This window comes from Amycolatopsis sp. NBC_01480 (assembly GCF_036227205.1).
Lineage (GTDB): Bacteria > Actinomycetota > Actinomycetes > Mycobacteriales > Pseudonocardiaceae > Amycolatopsis.
The window spans coordinates 4763084-4782782 of the sequence record NZ_CP109442.1; the positions used below are offsets into that span (position 1 = coordinate 4763084).

Consider the following 19699-nt stretch of genomic DNA (forward strand, 5'->3'; position numbering starts at 1 on the left):
ATGACCGCCGCGGAAACGGCCTCGAACGGTGCGGCCGGGGGACTGCTCGCCGAGCTGACGTCGGTCGGCACCGCGGCGCGGGGCCAAACCTGGGCGATGGGCGATCTCGGGGCCTGGAGCGGTGATTCGCGCGGGCTCGACGCCGCGGACAGCCCGCTGTCCGCGCTCTCCGACGCAGGCTTCGGCGCCGTCCGGCCGCTGGTGTCGTTCCTCGAGGATCCGTTGAAGCAGCTGGCCGGCGACTCGGGTTCGGTGTCCTCGGCGGCGCAGGCCGCAAGCGGCACCGGGGACGAGCTGGCGACGCTGGCCGGGACGTACCGGACGGCCGTCGGCGGAGAGACCCGCGACTGGTCCGGTGACGCCGCCGAGGCGTACCGGACGGCCGGCACGAACCATGCGGACGCGATCGCCGCGATCGGCCAGGCAGCCGCCGCGGTGGGCAGCGCGATCTCCGGTGCGGGCGGAGCGGTGGCGCGAACGGCCCGCGGGGTCCGCCAGGACATCACCGACGCGGTCGCGGAGATGCTGCCGATCCTGACCACGGCCCGCGCACAGGTCGGAGCGACCCACGGGGCCAGCATGGCGGAGGCGATCCCGCAGTGCGTGCGGATCGCCGAGTCGTACGCGCAGCGGATCCTCGCGCGGATGCGGGCGCTGCTGGCCAGCGGGCAGAACCTCAAGGGGCTCATCGACAAGGTGGTGTCGGCGATCGAGGCAATCGAGCAGGCACTGCGCTCCCGGGCTGATGGGCCTACCCCGAACGGGAAGCAGCAGAGTTCCGGCCAGGACACCGGTGGGTCTTCCGGAACTGGCTCGGCCAACACCACAGCGAGCACCTCGGCCGACACCACAGCGAGCACCTCGGTCAATCCGACCTCGGCTGACCAGACCCCCGCTGACCAAACCTCGGCGGGTCAGGCAACACCGAGCAAGTCCGCCGGTTCGACCAACGGACTGGCGGCCCGGACGTCGTCGGGGACCGGGCTGGGCAGTGGCACGTCCAGTTCCCCGGCCAGTTTCCCGGTGACGGACAGTCCGGCCGGCACTTTCGTCTCCTCGGCGCCGGTGGCCGTCCCGAAGCCGAGCGGGATGGTGCCGGCGGTGGCCGCCGACCATCTGACTTCCGGCAGCAGCACGGCCCGTGGTGGCCCGGTCGTCGGCCTGCCCGGAATCACCGGCAACGGCGGCCGTTCGGCGGGCGGCACCAGCGCGGCCAAGACGTCCGCGAGTGGTGCGTCCGGCGGCGGGATGATGGGCGGCCAGATGGCCGGCGGCGGGAAGCGCGCGGAGGACAAGGACCACACGACCCCGGCCTGGCTCCGCGGGGAAGGCGGCCTGTTCGATCCCGACGAACCGGTTGTGCCCGCGGTGATCGACGCGTCGCCGGACTCCGAGGACGAAGTGGACGAGGTCGTGCCGCCTCGTCGCCCGGCACCGGTCGAACCGCGTCCGGTGGTCCTCCCGCCGCGCGTGGAGGCCCTGCCACAGCAGGAAAAAAGGCAGCAGGGAGAAGAAAAGAAGGCAGAGCCGGTCAAGATGACTTGGCAGATGTCCGCAGACGGTGAACTCGAACTGGTGCCGAGTCCGGCCCCGTAACCCGGCCTCGTTTTTCTGGCAGACTCGGGGATATGACGACGCCAGCCGTGACGCTCCCGTCCTACGATCTGTTCAGCCCGGAGGCGCAGCGTGATCCGATGCCGCTGCTGCACCGGGTCCGCGCGGAGAGCCCGGTCTGCTGGGTGCCGGAACTCGGCGCGTACCTGGTCACCCGGCACGCGGACGTCGTGGCGGCGCTGCGGGATCAGCGGCTCATCTCCGGCAACCTGACGCAGGGCCTCGACCAGCTGAGCGCGGCCGAGCAGGCCGAGCTGATGCCGATGCGCAAGTCGGTCGAGCTGTGGATGGGGCACACCAACGAGGAGGACCACGTCCGGTTTCAGCACCTGCTGAAGCGGTACTTCACCCCGGCGATGGTGAACGGCCTGCGCCCGCGCGTGCGCGAGTTCACCAACGAGCTGCTCGACGCCGCGGCGGACGCCGGGAAGATGGACGTGGTCGAGGACCTGGCCTATCCGTTGCCCGCCAACATCATCGCCGAAATGCTCGGCATGCCCATCTCCGATCGTGAACGGCTTCAGGCGTGGTCGCGGGACATCCTGTCGATCTTCCTGATCGCGGACGTCGACAAGCTCCGGGTGAGCCAGCGCAGTGTGCTGGAGATGCAGGACTACCTGCGGGTTCTGGTGGCCGACCGGCGGAAGGACCCCCGCGACGACCTGCTGACGATGTTCGTCGAGGCCGAGCGGGACGGCAAGGTGAACGAGGACGAGATCGTCGCGAACTGCCTCCTGCTGTTGTTCGCCGGGCACGAGACCACGGCGAACCTGATCGCCAACGGCCTGGTGCTGCTGTTCGAGAACCCGGATCAGCTGGCGCTGCTGAAATCCCGCCCCGAGCTGATGCCCTCGGCCGTCGAGGAGATGATGCGCTGCGACGGACCGGCCGGCATGATCTCCCGCGTCAGCGGCGAGCCGGTGGAGATCGCCGGGCATGCCTTCCCGGCCGGCGAGCGCTTCTACCTCGGGCTGAACGCGAGCAACCGCGACCCCGAGGTGTTCGCCGACCCGGACCGGTTCGACATCACCCGCAAACCCAATCACCACATGGGTTTCAGCATGGGCGCCACGTACTGCCTCGGCGCGGCGCTGGCCCGCGTGGAGACCGGCGAATGCCTTCTCACGGTGCTGGAGCGCTACCCCGACATCCGGGCCGACTACGAGACCCCGGACTGGAGCCCGGTCATGCCGCTGGGGCATCACCTGGACAGTTTGGCCGTGCGGTTCTGAAAAAGCTCGTGAGTGTTCATGACGGTTAGAACCGTCATGAACACTCACGAGCCCTTGCTCAGACCGTGGTGACGACGAGGTCCTGCTCCAGCCGCGGCCCGCGCGGGAACCAGGCGTCCTCCCCGGGCTTGCCGATGTTGACCACGACCAGCGTCTTGTACCCACTGTCGGCAAAGAACTCCTGGTCGATCCCTTCGGCGTGCAGTCCGGTCATCGGCCCGGCGGCCAGGCCCACGGCGCGCACGCCGAGGATGAAGTAACCGATCTGCAGGCTGGCGCTGATGGTCGCTTCGACGAGGCGGCTTTCCTTGCCCTTGAACAGATCCTGCGCGCCGGGGAAGTGCGGCAGCTGGGCCGGCAGGTGCTCGTGGAACTCGGGGTCGTAGGCCAGCACCGCGACCAGCGGCGCGTTGGTGGTCTTCTCCCTGTTGCCGTCCCACAGGTGCGCGACCAGGCGCTCGCGGGCCTCGGGGGAGCGCACCAGCAGGATGCGCAACGGCTGGGAGTTGAACGCGGTCGGGGCGTACTTGATCAGGTCGTAGATCGCGGCGACCTGCTCGTCGCTCACCGGCTCGTCGGTGAAGGCGTTCGCGGTGCGGGCGTCGCGGAACAAGAGGTCTTGCGCGGTTTTGTCGAGCTGTTCGGTCATGACTGGAGTTCCTGTTCTCGGTCAGGCGGTGGTCAGGGGAGCCTCGGCGGCGAGGCCGACGAGCGACTGGTAGGCGGCCTCGCTGAAGAGGCTCGCGTCGTAGATGGCCGAAAGGCGGCTGATCTTGCCGTTTTGGTCGAGTTCGATGCAGGTGTGGCCGCGGCGCAACGGAGCGGCGACGGAGCCCGCCGACCACTCGTAACCGCCGCCCTGGCCGCCGCCGGCGACGTGGACGACCGCGGCGCCCGGGCCGTACGGCAGCTTGCCGAGCGCCCGCGCGTAGTAGCGCTGTGCCTGGGGCTTGCCGCGGAGACGGGTGTGCGTGGCCATGTCCTCGTGCACGACGTCGTCGGACATCAGCGAGACGGCCGCGGCGGCGTTGCCCGCGGCGAACGCGGCCTGGAGCGCTTGAGCGGCCTTGACGACGGCGGGGCTCACGTTCTGCTTGGCGTCGCCGAAATCGCTGGGATAGGTGCTGCCGATGGTGTTCGGCTTGAGGGAGCTGCGGCCGTCCCAGAAGTCGACCCAGCGGACGATCTTGCGGTTCCGGTCGAAGGTGACGGTGGACAGCGCGCGGATCTCCTGCTGGAAGAACTCGGGCGTGTCCATGAACTCGATCGCGGCGCTGCACGTGTCGCCGACGATGCGCAGCGGGTACGAGAGCGCGGCCGCGGGCAGGGTCGCGAAGAACGGCGTGAAGAAGGTGCTCAGGTCCTGCCAGCTGGTCATGGCGACGCCCAGGCTGGCGTCGATGTAGACGGTGTTCGTCGTGGAGAAGTGCGAAAGGAACCCGGCGGCGTCGTGCCGGCTCTTGGCGCTGAAGACGTCACGGAAGATCGCGGCGACCTCGGGCGTGCAGTGCGAGGTGTCCGTGACGCCGGCCGGGTACGGGAGCGTCCCGCCGGTGGTGGTGGCCGCGCGCGCGGTGCCGGCCGTGAACAGCCCGGTGGCACTGAACGCGGCCGCTGCGGCCGCCCCGGCCACGGCGCTGTTGCGGAGCATCGTCCGCCTGGTCAAACCCTGCTGGTTCATGGTCGTCTCCCCTTCGTGGTGAGTTCTGAATGGACGGTGGTGGCCCGGCCGGTCATTCCGCGGGCCGGGACGCGATCAGGTCGAACTCGTTGCCCTCGGGGTCGGCGAAGGTGGTCCAGCGGACGGTCGGCTTCACGTTGTCGCTGACGGCCTTGGCGCCGAGGCCGGTCAGCCGCTTGCTTTCGGCCTCGAACTCGTCGGTCCACAGGTCGAGGTGCAGCCGGTTCTTGGCCGACTTCGGCTCCGGGACCTGCCAGAAGGCGAGCTTCGGGCCTTCGGCCGGGTCGGCGGCGTCGATCGCGGCGCTCTCGGCGGTCGCGCCCGGGTTGAGCGGGCGGTGCAGGACCGCGGACCAGAAGGTCGCGAGGGCGGCGGCGTCGGCGGCGTCGATGCTGAGGCCGATGACAGACGTAGGCATGCTTGTTTCCTTTTGCAGAGCGGTGATGTCGAAGCCCGGCAGGAACGTGCCGAGGGACTGGTTTGATTAACGCTTGAACTGACCGTAGCTCAGAATCACTTCAAGGTGCAAGTAACTTGGCTCGCTGATTTGGTTCAGCTCTTAAGCTATCGTGGACCCATGGACGCCCCACCGGAGCCGCGCTGGCTCGACGCCGAGGAAGAGCAGTCTTGGATCGCCCTGGCCAGCACGCTGATCAGGCTGCCGGCGGCGCTCGACGCGCAGCTGCGCCGCGACGCCGGGATCAGCCACTTCGAGTACCAGGCGCTGGCCATGCTGTCCCAGGCTCCGGACGGCACCCTGCGGATGCGCGTGCTGGCAGCGCAGACCGAGGGCTCGCTGCCGCGGCTGTCGCAGGTGGTCGCCCGGCTCGAGCAGCGCGGCTGGGTGCACCGCACGCCCGATCCGGACGACGGCCGCGCCACGCTGGCGACCCTCACCGACGAGGGCCGGGCCAAGGTGGCCGAGGCGGCGCCCGGTCATGTCGAGGAGGTCCGCCGCCTGGTCTTCGACCCGCTGACCAGGACCCAGTCCCGGCAGCTGCGGGAGATCGGCGGGCGCATCATGCGCGCGATCGACCCGGACACCCTCGATTGACTCGTGAGTGTTGATGACGGTTCTAACCGTCATCAACACTCACGAGCCGGTGGAGGAGGTCAGGAGAGCGAAAAGTCGTCCGCGTAAACGGTTCCCTGCGCGTACCAGCCGTGCACCGACACGCTCACCGTGCCCGAAGCCCCGGTCGTGAACGGCAGTGACAGCTGCGTCCATCCGCTCGAAGACGTCCACGTGGTCGCACTGGCGCCACCGCTGACGCCGAGGTACGCGAAGTTGCCCTGCACCCACGCTTTGAGGGTGTAGGCGTGGTTCGGCGAAAGCGTCACGGTCTGCGAGGCCTGGCCGGTCTGGCTGCTCGTCGCGTTCACCTTGAGCGCGTGTGAGCCGCCGTGCGCCGGGCTCGACACCACCGCATCACCGGAATCGCCGGTCCACGGGGTGAGTGCGCCCGTTTCGAAGTCGCCGTTGGTGATGCCGGTGGAAGGCGCCGTGCCGTTCACGGTCACCGTGTACGTCGTGCTGTGGCTGCCCGAAGCGCCGGTGCCCGTGACGGTCAGCGGGTAGCTGCCGGAGACCGCGGACGCGGCGGCCGAAACGGTGAGCGTCGCGTTGCTGCCCGCGGTCACGGAGGCCGGGCTCACCGACGCGGTCACGCCGGCCGGAGCGCCGGAGACCGACAGGTTCACGCTCTGCGCGGAGCCGGCCGTGACGGCCGTGTGCACGCTGGAGGTGAGCGAGGCGCCGGCGTTGACCGTGCCCGAGGCCGGGCTCAACGAGACCGAGAAGTCGTTGGCCGGCGTGCTTCCGCCGCTGGTGAACGGCGCGAAGGTGTGGCTGAACTGCCAGGTGCTCTGCGAAATCCCCGAGCAGTTGTCGGCCGCGGCGCCGCCCGGGCAGCTGCCGTTGTCGCGTTGCAGCGCCCAGAACGAAAGGGTGTTGATGCCCTTCGAAACCGCCCAGTTGTAGACGGTGGTGGCGTCCGCGGTGGTGAAGGTCTCCCCGGGGCCGTAGTCGTCGACGCCGACCATCTCGGTGATGCCGACCATCGCCCACAGCTGGGCCTGGGTCTTGCCCGGGTAGAGCCCGGCCAGCTCGCTGATCAGGCCGTTCGCCGAGGACTCGGTGTCGTTGGCCATCTCGTGGTTCGCGCCGTCGTAGTAGTCGAAGGTCATCATGTTGACGACGTCGACCCGGGCGCCGTTGCTGACCGCGTTGCGCAGCACGGCCATGCCGTTGTCGGCGAGCCCGCTCGTGGTGGTCGGCAGGGTGTAGGAGAACTGGACGCTCCGGCCGTTGGCCGCGGCCCAGTCCTCGACCTGCTTCATGGCCTTGTTGCGGCGGTCGATTCCGGCCGAGTTGGTGAGCGAGTTGTCCTCGATGTCGAAGTCGAGCCGGCTGACGTCGTAGGTGGTGATCATGTGCTCGTAGGCGGCCGCGATCTGGTTGACGTCCGTGCAGCTGTCGGCGATCTCGGTGCCGCCGTTGTCCGCGGCGTACCCGCCGAAGGACGGGATGACGTCGCCGCCGTTGGCCCGGATCGTCGCGAACGAGCTGCCGTAGGTGGACTGGGCGATCGGGGTGCTCGTGTCGCCGTCCCAGTAGACGGTGCAGGAGCCCTTCGTGGCGGCCTGGACAAACGCCATGGTCAGGTACTTCGCGCCCGACTGCTGCGCGAGCGCGGCGGGGTCATCGCCGTTGTAGGCCTCGAAATACGGTGCGAAGACGTGCGCGGGAAGCGCGGTCGCGGCCTGCGCGGTACCGGCACCGAGCCCGGCGGTCGCGACGGCCATCGCGGTGAGGGTGAGGAAGGTCAGGGCGGGTCTTAGACGCATGATCGCTCCAGCGGCAACGGTGGGGATCGGTCGGATGCACTCACAATTGGACTGGACCACCCGCTTGTCAAGGCGGTGACGCCGGTTGGTCTAAACCACTGCGGGCATTCGCGGCGGTCCGGCTTCTTCCCGTATGGTGCGGCTGAAGGGGGATGTGTGCTCACAAATCGGACATTCGTTGACCTGTCCCGCGATGCACGGCTTGCGGCTCACGGTGCCGTCTCCATGGCGTTGGCACGGTGCAGCGATCTCGAGCTGCGCGACCTCGTGGAGGCGGCCGAGCCGGTGGGGTCTGGGATCGGCGGGACAACGGCGCTGCTGGACGTCGGCGGGACCCCGGTCTTCGTCAAGCGGGTGCCGCTGACCGACCTGGAACGGCAGCCGGAGAACGTCCGGTCCACGGCGAACCTCTTCGGGCTGCCGGACTTCTGCCATTTCGGGGTCGGCGTCATCGGGGGCGCGGGCTTCGGCGCCTGGCGCGAGCTGGCCGTGCACACCATGACGACGAACTGGGTGCTGGCAGGGGACTACGAGGGCTTCCCGCTGACGTACCACTGGCGGGTCCTGCCTCACCCCGGGCAGTCGCTTCCCGAGGAGTTGGCCGACGCGGAGAAGGCCGTCGCCTACTGGGGCGGCGGATCGGCGGTGCGCGGGCGGATCGAGGCGGTGCGGGATGCCTCGGCGAGCATCGCGTTGTTCCTGGAGTACATCCCGCAGAACCTGCACGACTGGCTGGACGTCCAGGTCAACGCCGGCGACGAGGCGGCCGAGCGGGCCTGCGCGATGGTCGTGGAGCAGCTGCGGGCCGGGACCTCGTTCATGAACGCCCGCGGCCTCCTGCACCTCGACGTCCACTTCCAGAACCTCCTGACCGACGGCGAACGCCTGTTCTTCGCGGACTACGGCCTCGCGGTCTCGTCGGAGTTCGACCTGTCCGAGGAAGAAGCCGCCTTCTTCGCCGGGCACCAGAGCTATGACCGTTGCTACTCCGTCACGCATCTGGTGATCTGGCTGGTCACCGCCCTGTACGGGTACCGGGGCGAGGAGCGCAGCGCGTTCCTGCGCGCCTGCGCCCAGGGCGAGCGTCCGAAGGGGATCCCGCCGCGGATCGCGGCGATCCTCACCGAGCACGCGCCGCTCGCGGTGGTGATGACGGACTTCTACCGCAAGTTCCAGCTGGAAAGCAGGCAGATCCCGTATCCGGCGGCGGAGCTCAGCCGGATCGGCGCCTAGCCGACCGCGGCAGGAAACGACCGTCAGCCCAGCGTCGCGCTTGCGGCCCGCAGCTCGTCCAGAGCGGCCAGGATGTGCCCGGCCAGTTGGTCCTCTGCGTCACGCTCGCCTTCGGACCAATCGGCGTACCCGCGTTTGAACGCGAGCACGCCCAGTTCGCTCGCGAGGGCCGCGGTCGGGTCGGGTACGGCGCGGGCGACCAGGGCGGCGGTCATGGCGGCGGCGAGGCTGACGGACTTGAGGGCGTCACGCTCCTGGAGCTCGGCGCTGGCCGCGACGGCCGCCTTCAGGCGCGGGGCGATCTCGCGGCTCATCGGGCCCATCGCGGTCGAGGCGCGTTCGAGGCCGGCGGCGACCATCGCCAGCGGGCTGGCGTCCGCGGGCGCCTCGGCGATGCCCTCGCTCAGCAGCTGGCTCAACGTCTCCTGCCCGGCCACCAGCAGCTCACGCTTGTCGGGGAAGTGCCGGAAGAAGGTGCTTTTGGTGACGCCGGCGCGCTCGGCGATCTGCGCGACCGTCGTGGCGTCGTAGCCCTGCTCGGTGAACAGGTCGACGGCCGCGACGACAAGGCGTTCGCGCGCCCCTGGTTCCCACCGGCTCATGAAGTCCACTCTACGTGACGGGACTCTTGTCCCATAACTCTGGTAGCGTGTGACGGGACAAGAGTCCCATCACCTCACGGGAGAGTTTCCATGCGTGTTTTCGTCACTGGTGGCACCGGTCTGGTCGGGTCTCCCGTCGTCGCCGAGCTGCTCGCCAACGGCCACACGGTTGTCGCCCTCGCTCGTTCCGACGCCTCGGCGCAGGCCGTCGAGGCGGCCGGCGCGGAGTCGCTTCGGGGTGCGCTCGGCGATCTGGACGTCCTTCGCACCGGCGCGGCCGAGGCCGACGGCGTGATCCATCTGGCCTTCGGCAACGACTTCAGCAGCCCCGAGGCCGTGGCCGAGATGGTCGCCGAGGAGACCGCCGCCATCACGACCCTCGGCGAAGAACTCGTCGGCAGCGACCGTCCCTTTGTCGTCGTCTCGGGCACGCCCTGGGTAGCGGGCCGCGTTGCCACCGAGGCCGACCCGGCTTCGACCGACGGGCCGGTCGGCGGACGCGGCCGCACGGTCACGGCGGCGCTCGGCCTGGCCTCGCGCGGGGTCCGGGCCTCGGCCGTCCGCCTGCCGCGCACGGTGCACAACGAGGGCTCGGGCGGATTCGCCGGAATGCTCACCAACATCGCCCGCCAGAGCGGGGTTTCCGGCTACCCGGGAGACGGCGCCCAGCGCTGGCCGGCCGTCCACGCGCGTGACGCGGCCGTCCTCTTCCGGCTGGCCTTGGAAAAGGCGGAGGCCGGCACCGCCTGGCACGCGGTGGCCGAGGAGGGCGTCCCGGTGCTGGACGTCGCGGAGGTCATCGGCCGGCGCCTGGACCTGCCGGTCAAGCCGGTGCCGGCGGAGACCTACGGCCCGCTCGGCCCGATCTTCTCGGCCGACCAGCCCGCGTCCAGCGCCCACACCCGGCAGGCGCTCGGCTGGGCGCCCAAGCACCCCGACCTGCTGGAGGACCTGGAAAACATCCAGCCCTGACGCGGGGAACCCCGCCGGATCAAGCAGAATCGGGCCCATGACCGAACTGCGGATCGGAGTCGTCGGCGTGGGGCAGCGCGCGGGCGTGGCGACGTTGGCGAACCGGCCGGGAACGGCCAGAGTGGTGTCGTGCGCGGACCCGGATCCACGGGGCCGCGCCGAGGCCAGGGACCGCTTCGGCGAGCACGTCGCGATTCATGACCGGCACGAGGCGATGCTCGAGGACCGGCTCGACGCGGTGTTCGTGCTGACGCCCGACTACGTGCACACCGAGCCCGTGCTGACGTTCCTGGAAGCCGGCGTCGCGGTGTTCGTGGAGAAGCCGCTCGCGATCCGGATCGAGGACTGCGACGCGATACTGGCGGCCGCGGCGAAAACCGGCACACGGCTTTTCGTCGGCCACAACCTGCGGCATCTGCCGGTGCTGCGCCGGATGCGCGCGCTGATCGACGAGGGCGTGATCGGCGCGGTCACATCGGTGTGGTGCCGGCATTTCGTCGGGCACGGCGGCGACTACTACTTCAAGGACTGGCACGCGGAACGGGCCAACACCACCGGCCTGCTGCTGCAGAAGGGCGCGCACGACCTCGACGTGATGCATTGGCTGGCCGGCGGTTTCTCCCGCCGGGTCACGGCGCTGGGCGGGCTCACCGTCTACGGCTCGAACCCGCATCGGACTGGCGGCACGGCCGGGTTGCGGATGAAGGACTGGTTCGACACGAGCGTCTGGCCGCCGTCGGAGCTGCGGGACCTCAATCCGGTGATCGACGTGGAAGACCTCAGCCTGATGCTGTCCGAAATGGACAACGGGGTGCTCGCCAGCTACCAGCAGTGCCACTACACGCCCGATTATTGGCGCAACTACACCGTGATCGGCGACGAGGGGCGGATGGAGAACTTCGGCGACGGCATCTCCGGCGACGACGCGGTGATCCGGGTGTGGAACCGCGCGAGATCGGGCTACCGCGCCGAAGGCGACCTGAACATCGCGGTCCCACCCAAACCCGGCGGCCTCCACGGCGGCGCGGACGCGGCGCTGGTCACGGAATTCCTGCGGTTCGTCGCCGAGGGCGGGTCGATCGAGACGTCACCGGTTGCCGCCCGGGAAGCGGTCGCCGCGGGCGTCGCCGCGACCACGTCACTGCGCTCGGGCGGCGGCGCGGTCGAGGTGCCGCCACCGGACCCGGCGCTGGTCCGGTACTTCGAGCTCTGACTACCTGACTCTCCCGCTACCTGGCTCTCCCCGCCCTCCTTGCTGCTGCCCCGGGCCGCGGTCGGGCGCAGCGGATGACGCTTTCCCCGCGCTGAGCGAGGCGGAAGCGTCATCCGCTGCATCGATCAGCGGGGGAGCGGGGGCGGGGGAGCGGGGGCGGGGGAGCGCGACGCGGCGGGGGAGGGGGGGGAGCGCTAGGCGGCGGGGGAGGGGAGCGCTACCGGACCGGACGCAGCACGTAGTCGCAGGTCAGGGTGCGGAGTTCACCGTCCTGTTCAAGCTGGTGCACCGAATCCGCCGGGACCGAGCCCTCGGTGACACGGGTGATCCGCGGGTCTCCCGCGAAGTGGACCTGGTGGGTGAGGGTGTGGAAGCCGTCGCCGCTGACGATCGCGTGGATGTGCAACGGGCGCTCGTCGGCTCGGTCGAGGGTGGCCAGCAGGTCGGAGAGCCGGCTGCCGGGCGCGGCCACCCGTTCCAGGCCGGGCACGATCGTGCGGTACTCGTACCGGCCCTGCTCGTCGGTGCGGATCTTGCCGCGGAGCAGGTGCTCGGGCAGGTCCCAGTCGGGAAGTTCCAGCGGGGCCACCATTTCCGGCGTCAGATCGGAGTAACTGCCCTCGGCGGTGGCCTGCCAGACGTCCAGCAGCGCCCCCGCCACGGGCTCGCCGTAGGTCGACCGGACGGTGCCCGAGACGACCAGCGGCTCACCGGGCTCGTCGGCGCGCATCGGCAGGACGGCGGGATTGGGCAGCAGCGGCGCGCCGGGGGCGTAGGCCGGGCCGGGCATGATCCAAGCCGTGGCGCCGTCCTTCTCGGGGTTCGCGTACGCCTGCCCGAAGGCGGCGGTCTGCACCGGGAAGCCGAACAGCAGCAGGGCCGCGAGCGAGAACTCCTTGGCCTGCACGGATTCCTCGATCCAGCCGACGGCCGCGTCGAACTCGGCGGGGGTCACCGCGTGTTTGGTGACCACGTCGGCGACGGCTTGCTGCAGATCGTTGAAGACCACGGTCAGACGGTCGTTGTGCATGAAGGATTCCTTTTCCCGGGCAGCGGACGACTTAACTATTTAACTCAACCTACTCCGAGATGACTTAATGGTGCAAGTCATCGGTTAATCGCTGAAGTCAATCGTGGTACTGTCCGGTGATGACGAGCACCGAGGAGCCGCAGTGGCTCACCGCCGAGGAACAGGGCGCCTGGCTGGCGCTGAGCAGCCTGGTGATGAAGCTGGACGTGGCCCTCGACACCCAGCTGCGACGCGACGCCGGCCTCGGCCACTTCGAGTACACCGTGCTCGCGTCCCTGTCGGAGGCGCCCGGGCGGACGCTGCGGATGAGTGAGCTGGCGATGCTCGCCCACGGCTCCCTCCCGCGCCTTTCGCAGGCCGTCGCCCGGTTGGAGAAACGGAATTGGGTACGGCGCGCGCCCGACCCCGCCGACGGCCGCTACACCCTCGCGACCCTCACCGAAGAAGGCCTCGACAAGGTCGTGGCCACGGCGCCGGGCCACGTCCGGGAGGTGCGGCGGCTGATCTTCGACCCGCTCGGCAAGACCCAGGTGCAGCAGCTCGCGACCATCGGGCACCGGGTGATCCGCGCGATCGACGCCGCGGACTGAACGGCCCGACGACAGTTGTCGCCCCGCCGCGATCGCGCAGTCGGCAATCGTCGGCTGCGCCGGGCCGTTCCACCGAGCGAGAATTCCGGTGTCCCCAGGCGAAACCGGAGGTTACGGTGGAGTTCATGTCGCAGGAGCACGTCGGCGCGATGAACGAGTTGCTGGCTGCTTCCGAAGAGGTGGCCGCCGCGGCGAAGGAGCTGTCGCGCGAGTACGTGCTCGCGTACGAGCTGACCGACGGCCCAGTGGACGGCGCGACCGTGTACTGGCAGCTGCGGCTCAGCCCCGAAGGCACGGCGTTCACGCTCACCCCCGCTCCGCAAGCGGATCTTTGGCTCCGCGGTGACTGGCGCAGTGCGTTGACGTCCATGGCCAACAGCCGTAACGGCGACAGCGAGAGCGACAACAGCCTGACTCCCGAGGGCGACTTCGAATCCTTCATGGCGGCGGTGGGCGAACAGTTCGCCGTCGCCCGGAAGGTGGCCACCATCCCGGCCACCTTCCCCGTCTGAGCGGCCCCGGCAGAAAGAGGACATCGTGGAAGACCTGGAAACCACGGCGGCGTACCGGAAAGTCACGGCCCACCTGCGCGCGTGGCACGAGCCGGCGTTCGGCCGGCCGCACGCCTTGCGGGAGCCGCACGTGACCCGTGACGGCGAGCGCGTGGTGGTGACCGGCGCGGTGCTCGACGACCTGACCGGACTGCCCAGAACGGCCGTGTACACCGCGGTGAACGGTGAACTCCGCGCGGTGTCCGCCGGGCGCGGGTCGGCGCGAGGGGCCCGGTTTTCCCCGGACGGCAGCCGGCTCGCGTTCCTCGCCGACCGCCGCGAGCCCGGCGTTTCCCAGCTGCACCTGCTCCCGGACGGCGGGCTCGGCGAGGCGCGGCCCGCACCCGAGGTGCCCGGCACCGTCGAGTACGCGCACTGGTCCCCGGACGGCACCGCGATCCTGCTCGGCGTTGCCGGGCTCGGCGCGGAGCTGTCCGGCGGCCAGGGCTCGGGCACGAACAGCAAGCGGAAGACGGAGAAGCCGTCGTGGTTCCCGGTGGTCGAAGACGGGACCGACGCCGGGGCCTGGCGCAGCCTCTGGGTTTACACACCGGCCACCGACACGCTGAAGCGCCTTTCGCCGGAGGGCTTGAACTGCTGGGAAGCCGGCTGGTGCGGGCCGGACCAGGTCGTCGTGATCTCGTCCGAGGAGCCGGGGGAGGACGCCTGGTACACCGCGCGCCTGCGGCTGATCCGCGCCGACGGCGGGGTGCGTGAGCTGCTGAGCAGCACGGTCCAGCTCGGCCTGCCGGCGGGCTCGCCGGACGGCGCCCAGGTGGCGGTGGTCGAAGCCGTGTGCAGCGACCGCTGGCTGGTGGCCGGCGACCTGCTGCTGATCGACCCGGCCACCGGCGAGGTGCAGCGAATCGACACCGGCGGCACCGACGTCACCCAGGTCGAATGGCTGGACGCGGATCGGCTCGGCTACCTCGGGCAGCGGCGGCTCGACTCGGTCGCCGGGATCGTCGCGGACGGCAAGGCGCGCGAGGTGTTCACCACCGAATTGTCTTGCAGCGGCGGCAGTTTCTACGCCCACGGCGCGTTCACTTCGGACGGCCGGGTGCTGACCGTGCAGGATTCCTACGAGCTGCCGCCGCAGCTGGTGCTCGAGGGCGAGAGCGGTCGCGAGGTGCTCGCGTCGGTGGCGCATCCGGGCACCGGTTACCTGAACTCGGTCGGTGGCCGGGCCGAGACGGTCACCTGGACCGCGCCGGACGGGCTGGAGATCGACGGGATCCTGTGCCGCCCGACCGGCGACGGGCCGTTCCCGCTGGTGGTCAACATCCACGGCGGGCCGATCTGGTCGTTCCAGAACTCCTGGTCGATGCGCTACCCCTGGGTGCCGCTGCTGGTCGTGCAGGGCTACGCGGTGCTGAGCCCCAATCCCCGCGGCAGCAGCGGCCGGGGCCAGGAGTTCGCCGGCCACGTCGTCGGCGACATGGGCGGCGCCGACACCCACGACTACCTGTCCGGCATCGACGCGCTGGTCGAGCGCGGCGTGGTGGACGGCGCGCGGGTCGGGCTGATCGGCGGCAGTTACGGCGGGTTCATGTCGTCCTGGCTGGTCACCCAGGACTCCCGGTTCGCCGCCGCGGTGCCGATGTCGCCGGTCACCGACTGGTACAGCCAGGGCTTCACCAGCAACATTTCGGCCTGGGGCAACCGTTTCCTCGACGCCGACCCGGAAACCGCAGGCAGCCGGGCGCACACGCGCAGCCCGGTGCTCCACGCGAGCAAGGTCCGCACCCCTTGCCTGAACGTGGCCGGCGCGCTCGACCGCTGCACGCCGCCGGGCCAGGCCCGGGAGTTCCACCAGGCCCTGCTCGCCCACGGCGTGTGCCCTCGGTGCTGGTGATCTACCCGGAGGAAGGCCACGGCGTGCGCGCGTATCCCGCGCAGATCGACTTCCTCACGCGGGTCCTCCAATGGTTCGACCGGTATCTGCTGGCCGGCTGAAGCCCGGCCGGCCGCGACAGTCCCCCGCGACCGGCCGTCCGGTTCGGTTCAGAACCCGTCGGCGACACCCTCCCGGCGTGGCCCGGTGCAGGTGCTCAGGCTGCCGTCCTTGGCGCGCCAGGCCATTTGGTAGGTGCCCATGTGGTAGTCGTACTCGGGCAGCGGGTTGGTGAGCACGCCCAGCTTGGCCAGCCCGGCGGGCACCCCGGCGGCGACCCGGGATTCGACGGAGATCGTGTGGTCGTCCTCGTACGGCAGGCAGCGCGGGGCGTCGTCGGCGGCGTACGGGTCCATGCCGAAGTCGAGGATGTTCGACAGCACCTGCGGCACGGTGCAGTGCACATTGCCCGGTGAGCCCAGCGAAAGCCACGGTTTGCCGTCTCGCAGGACCATCGTGTTGGACAGGATGGAGCGCATCCGCCCGCCGCCGGTTACCCAGCCCTCGATCGGCGAGGCGAGGCTGTTCATCCAGTGGCTGCCGACCATCGGCACGCCGCCGACGACCTCGCCGGGGATGCCGCCGCTCTGCAGGGTGTTCATCATCTGCACCCAGTTGCCCTGCTCGTCGACGATTGCCAATTCGCAGCTGCCGGCCGGCTGCTTCGACGCTCCCGTCGCGGCCATCGCGGGGACGCCGCGGGTCAGCTTGACGTGCTCGGTGAGGTCGACGCGGGCCTTGGCGTTGCGCAGGATGTCCGCGAAGCCCTTGATCAACGCGGGCGAGGTGAGCGGGCCGGTGGTGTCGCCGAAGAGGTCGGGATCGTTGAGCAGCCCGGTTTCGTGCGCCGCGCGGCGCAGGGCGTGCGCGAGGTAGTACAGCGCCTCGGCGTTCTCCGACCAGTGGCCGATCGAGGTGATGCCGAGTTCGTCGAGGATGCCCAGCACGATCTGGCAGTAGATGCCCTGGCGTTCCGGCGCGGACTGCTGCACGATCGTCGTGCCCTTGTGCTCCCAGCGGTGCCCGGCGGTCCACCGCGGCGGAATCGCGGTGAGGTGCTCCAGCTTCACCGGCCAGCCGAGTTCGTTGCCGCGCGTGACGAAGTCCTGCGCCCACTTGCCGGTGAGGAAATAGTCAGGGCCGTCCGCGGCGAGGTTCCGCAGGGTTTCGGCCAGTTCCGGCTGCGCCCAGCGGTCGCCGGCCTGCGGCAGGTGCCCGCCCGGGGTGAAGTGCTTGCGCCCGGATTCGGTGTAGAGGAAGAAGTCCACGGTCTGCGCCAGCACCAGGTGCTCGAACGAGGTGACCTCGTGCCCTTCCTCGGCCCAGTGGACCGCGGGTTCGCACAGCCGCTCCCACGGCAGCGTGGCGTACCGCTCGTAGAGGGCCTTCATCCCGGGCATGAACCCGGGTGTGACTGCGCGCGGGCTGCCGGGCACGGCCGCGTACAGCCCCTTCCCGGCTGGGACCGGCGCGAACGGCGCGAGCCCGGGCACGATCCGGCCCATGCTGTTCAGCTCGGTCACTTCGCCGGTTTTCGCGTCGTGCACCAGCGCGGTGACGGTGCCGGTGTGGTTGGTCATGTCCTGCTGGACGACCGCCTGCACCAGCGAGCCGGCGATGGCCGCGTCGACCGCGTTCCCACCCGCGCGCATCGTGTCCAGCATGGTCTCGGTGACGATCCGGTGCTGGCTGGACGCCACGGCCCGCTTGCCGGTCACGGTTTCCTTCGGCCCGACCCGGCCCGGCCGGGCTGCAATGGTGCCGGTCATGTTCCTCCTCGGTACGACGAATGACGGACGGTCTCCAGCATTCGCCTGGCCATGGTCGCGGTCTGTGGCCGAGTGTCGCGAATTGGCTGTGGCCGCAGCGACGATCGTCAAGACTGAGGCTCCCGACGAGAGGAGTGACCGTGGTGGACGACGCCCCGGAGGGGGAGCGTTATCCGGTGCCGGACGGGCAGCTGCTGCTGCACCGCGCCGGCACGGGCGGCCCGGCGGTGGTGTTCCTGGCCGGCGGCGGGATGTACGGCCTGCACTACTGGAACCTGCACCAGCAGGTCGCCGAGTTCACCACGAGCGTGGTGTACGACCGCCTCGGCACCGGCTGGAGCGACCCGGTGCCGCTCCCGCGCACCGGCACCCAGGTCACCGATGACCTGCGGGAACTGCTGCGCGCCGCCGACGTGCCCGGCCCTGTGGTCATGGTCGGGCATTCGCTGGGCGGGCTGTACGCGCGCCACTACGCCAAGCGGTTTCCCGGCGCGGTGGCCGGGTTGGTGCTGCTCGACCCCACGCACGAGAACCTGCCCGCCTACCTGCCCGAGGAAGAGGCCCGGCGGCTCGAGGAGCTGAACCCCGCCGACCTGTTCCCGGCGGACCGGATCGACGCGACGCGGGAGCTGTACCGGAAGGTCTTCGGGCGCGCGTTCGCCGATTGGCCGGCTTGGCTCCGCGACGCGCTGCTGGACCGGAACCTGAGCCCGGGCGGCTTCCGCCGCGGGCTGCTGGAAGCGTCGAACCTCTGGGCCCTGTTCACCGAAGTCCGCGACGCCGGGCCGGATCCCGACGTGCCGACGATCATCCTGACCGCGATGGGCGCCGACGCGTTTGCCGAGGAGCTGACGCCGCCGGGGATGGCCGAGCGGAACGAGCGCAAGAACCGGATGTACGAAGACGTCGTCACCGCGTTGGCACAGGGCGAAAACCGCCGGATCGAGGACGCCGGGCACTCCGGTCTCGCCTGGGTCCGGCCGGACGCCGTCCTGCAGGCGATCCACGACGTCCTCGGGCGCTGACCCGGCTACAGATGTCGCGTCACGCCGATCGCGGACTTGACGGTTGCAGGCTGTTCCCGCGGCCCCGGCGAACGACACTGGGGTCGTCCGTGAGTGCACGGGGATCGCAGGGAGGACGGTGGCCATGAGCGCGGATGCCGTGGTGGTGGGCGCGGGGGTGATCGGCTCGTCGATCGCGCTGGAGCTGGCCCGGGCCGGGCGCCGGGTGGTGGTGCTGGACCGCGCGGGCGGGGCCGGGCTGGGCTCGACGAGCGCGTCGAGTGCCGTGGTGCGGTACAACTTCTCCACCCTCGCCGGGGTGACGGCCGCGTGGGAGGCACACTTCTGCTGGTCGGCCTGGCGCGAGCACCTCGGCCACGACGTCGGCGACCTGGCGCGGTTCGAACGCAGCGGCCTGGTCATGCTCGACGTGGACGCGGCCCCGCGCACCGGCTGGCTGCCGCTGTTCGAGCAGGTCGGCGTGCCGTACGAGGAATGGGACAGCGCGACGCTCGCCGAGCGGGTGCCGGGCCTGGACCCGGGCCGGTACTGGCCGCCCCGCCGGATCGACGACGACCGGTTCTGGGCCGACGCGCCCGGCACACTCGGCGGGGTCTACACCCCCGATGCCGGTTACGTCACCGATCCGCAGCTGGCGGCGCAGAACCTGGCCGCCGCCGCGGCCGCGGAAGGCGCCGAATTCCGGTTCCGCAGCACGGTGACGGCGATCGAATCCACCGGTGGCCGGGTCAGCACCGTCGTGCTCGCCGACGGTTCGAGGATCTCCGCGCCGGTGGTGGTCAACGCCGCGGGCCCGTGGTCCGGCAAGCTGAACGCGCTGGCCGGGGTCGGCGCCGACTTCACCGTCGGGGTGCGGCCGCTGCGGCAGGAGGTCGCGCACGTCCTCGCGCCGGAGGGCTATCACCCGGCCGGCGGCGTCGGGCCCTCGGTCGCCGACGTCGACCTGGGCACGTACTTCCGCGGCGAGGTCGGCGGCGGGCTGCTGATCGGCGGCACCGAGCCGGAATGCGACCCGCTCCAGTGGCTCGACGACCCCGACGACGCGAACCCCAACCCGACCATGGCGGTGTTCGAAGCGCAGGTGACGCGGGCGGCGCGGCGGCTGCCCGGGCTGCGCGTGCCGAACCGGGCCCGGGGCGTGGTGGGGGTCTACGACGTCGCCGACGACTGGACCCCGATCTACGACCGCACCGGGCTGCCCGGGTTCTACGTCGCGATCGGCACCAGCGGCAACCAGTTCAAGAACGCCCCCGTGGTCGGGCGGCTGATGACGGCCCTGATCGACCAGGTCGAGGCCGGAGCCGACCACGACGCGGAACCCGTGCAGTACAAGGGGGTCCACACCGGCCTGGCCGTCGACCTCGGTGCCTTCTCCCGCAAGCGCGACCGCAACAGCGGCAGCTCCGGCACGGTGATGGGCTGAAATCCTCTACTGTGGACCGCAGG

At 70.5% G+C, this 19699-nt stretch carries 18 protein-coding genes; 11 read left to right on the forward strand and 7 right to left on the reverse strand.

Annotation, left to right across the window (positions count from 1 at the left end; genetic code table 11):
* Positions 1-1596 carry a hypothetical protein gene (locus tag OG371_RS22925; protein WP_329072406.1) on the forward strand — a complete coding sequence of 532 codons (1596 nt, stop codon included), beginning with the start codon at positions 1-3 and terminating at the stop codon, positions 1594-1596.
* A 32-nt stretch (positions 1597-1628) separates the two neighbouring features.
* Complete coding sequence (locus tag OG371_RS22930) at positions 1629-2846, forward strand: cytochrome P450 (RefSeq protein ID WP_329072407.1); 1218 nt, start codon at positions 1629-1631, stop codon at positions 2844-2846.
* A gap of 58 nt (positions 2847-2904) precedes the next feature.
* Here OG371_RS22930 and OG371_RS22935 read toward each other — a convergent pair whose 3' ends face one another.
* From OG371_RS22935 to OG371_RS22945, 3 genes are read right to left on the reverse strand one after another with little or no spacing between them, the layout of a single operon-like run.
* Positions 2905-3495 carry a malonic semialdehyde reductase gene (locus tag OG371_RS22935; protein ID WP_329072408.1) on the reverse strand — a complete coding sequence of 197 codons (591 nt, stop codon included), beginning with the start codon at positions 3493-3495 and terminating at the stop codon, positions 2905-2907.
* 21 nt (positions 3496-3516) lie between these two features.
* On the reverse strand, positions 3517-4527 hold the full coding sequence (locus OG371_RS22940; RefSeq protein WP_329072409.1) for a nuclear transport factor 2 family protein: 1011 nt from the start codon (positions 4525-4527) through the stop codon (positions 3517-3519).
* A 52-nt stretch (positions 4528-4579) separates the two neighbouring features.
* A complete protein-coding gene (locus tag OG371_RS22945; protein WP_329072410.1) occupies positions 4580-4945 on the reverse strand; it encodes a VOC family protein in 366 nt (121 codons plus the stop codon).
* Positions 4946-5104: 159 nt separating this feature from the next.
* Between OG371_RS22945 and OG371_RS22950 the strand changes: the two genes are divergently transcribed.
* Positions 5105-5581: a MarR family winged helix-turn-helix transcriptional regulator gene (locus OG371_RS22950; protein ID WP_329072412.1), complete on the forward strand. Its 477-nt coding sequence runs from the start codon at positions 5105-5107 to the stop codon at positions 5579-5581.
* Positions 5582-5640: 59 nt separating this feature from the next.
* Here the strand turns inward: OG371_RS22950 and OG371_RS22955 are convergent, their stop codons facing one another.
* Positions 5641-7374 (reverse strand): glycosyl hydrolase family 18 protein, encoded by a 1734-nt coding sequence (locus OG371_RS22955; protein ID WP_329072413.1) that lies wholly within the window; start codon positions 7372-7374, stop codon positions 5641-5643.
* Between the two features lie 225 nt (positions 7375-7599).
* Here OG371_RS22955 and OG371_RS22960 point away from each other — a divergent pair, with 225 nt between their 5' ends.
* Positions 7600-8607 carry a hypothetical protein gene (locus OG371_RS22960; protein ID WP_329072415.1) on the forward strand — a complete coding sequence of 336 codons (1008 nt, stop codon included), beginning with the start codon at positions 7600-7602 and terminating at the stop codon, positions 8605-8607.
* 23 nt (positions 8608-8630) lie between these two features.
* Here OG371_RS22960 and OG371_RS22965 read toward each other — a convergent pair whose 3' ends face one another.
* Entirely contained in the window at positions 8631-9209 is a 579-nt protein-coding gene (locus tag OG371_RS22965) for a TetR/AcrR family transcriptional regulator (RefSeq protein ID WP_329072417.1), read from the reverse strand.
* A gap of 90 nt (positions 9210-9299) precedes the next feature.
* Between OG371_RS22965 and OG371_RS22970 the strand changes: the two genes are divergently transcribed.
* Both OG371_RS22970 and OG371_RS22975 read left to right on the forward strand, forming a co-directional pair.
* A complete protein-coding gene (locus OG371_RS22970) occupies positions 9300-10181 on the forward strand; it encodes an SDR family oxidoreductase (RefSeq protein ID WP_329072418.1) in 882 nt (293 codons plus the stop codon).
* Positions 10182-10218: 37 nt separating this feature from the next.
* Positions 10219-11394: a Gfo/Idh/MocA family protein gene (locus tag OG371_RS22975; protein ID WP_329072420.1), complete on the forward strand. Its 1176-nt coding sequence runs from the start codon at positions 10219-10221 to the stop codon at positions 11392-11394.
* Positions 11395-11611: 217 nt separating this feature from the next.
* Here OG371_RS22975 and OG371_RS22980 read toward each other — a convergent pair whose 3' ends face one another.
* On the reverse strand, positions 11612-12424 hold the full coding sequence (locus OG371_RS22980) for a dioxygenase family protein (RefSeq protein ID WP_329072422.1): 813 nt from the start codon (positions 12422-12424) through the stop codon (positions 11612-11614).
* Positions 12425-12543: 119 nt separating this feature from the next.
* On the opposite strand from OG371_RS22980, the gene OG371_RS22985 reads away from it, so the two are divergent.
* The 3 genes from OG371_RS22985 to OG371_RS22995 all read left to right on the forward strand — a co-directional run bounded on the left by OG371_RS22985 (position 12544) and on the right by OG371_RS22995 (position 15420).
* Positions 12544-13014, forward strand: coding sequence for a MarR family winged helix-turn-helix transcriptional regulator (locus OG371_RS22985; RefSeq protein WP_329072424.1), 471 nt, complete (start codon positions 12544-12546; stop codon positions 13012-13014).
* A gap of 125 nt (positions 13015-13139) precedes the next feature.
* Positions 13140-13526, forward strand: coding sequence for a hypothetical protein (locus tag OG371_RS22990; RefSeq protein ID WP_329072426.1), 387 nt, complete (start codon positions 13140-13142; stop codon positions 13524-13526).
* 25 nt (positions 13527-13551) lie between these two features.
* Positions 13552-15420, forward strand: a complete 1869-nt coding sequence (locus OG371_RS22995; RefSeq protein WP_329072428.1) for a S9 family peptidase — start codon at positions 13552-13554, stop codon at positions 15418-15420.
* 149 nt (positions 15421-15569) lie between these two features.
* Here OG371_RS22995 and OG371_RS23000 read toward each other — a convergent pair whose 3' ends face one another.
* Positions 15570-17228, reverse strand: a complete 1659-nt coding sequence (locus tag OG371_RS23000; RefSeq protein ID WP_329072430.1) for a gamma-glutamyltransferase — start codon at positions 17226-17228, stop codon at positions 15570-15572.
* A gap of 140 nt (positions 17229-17368) precedes the next feature.
* Here OG371_RS23000 and OG371_RS23005 point away from each other — a divergent pair, with 140 nt between their 5' ends.
* Positions 17369-18253 (forward strand): alpha/beta fold hydrolase, encoded by an 885-nt coding sequence (locus tag OG371_RS23005; protein ID WP_329072432.1) that lies wholly within the window; start codon positions 17369-17371, stop codon positions 18251-18253.
* A gap of 124 nt (positions 18254-18377) precedes the next feature.
* The gene (locus tag OG371_RS23010; protein ID WP_329072434.1) at positions 18378-19676 is read left to right on the forward strand and encodes an NAD(P)/FAD-dependent oxidoreductase; all 1299 of its coding nucleotides are present in this window, start codon (positions 18378-18380) and stop codon (positions 19674-19676) included.
* Positions 19677-19699: the final 23 nt, after the last annotated feature.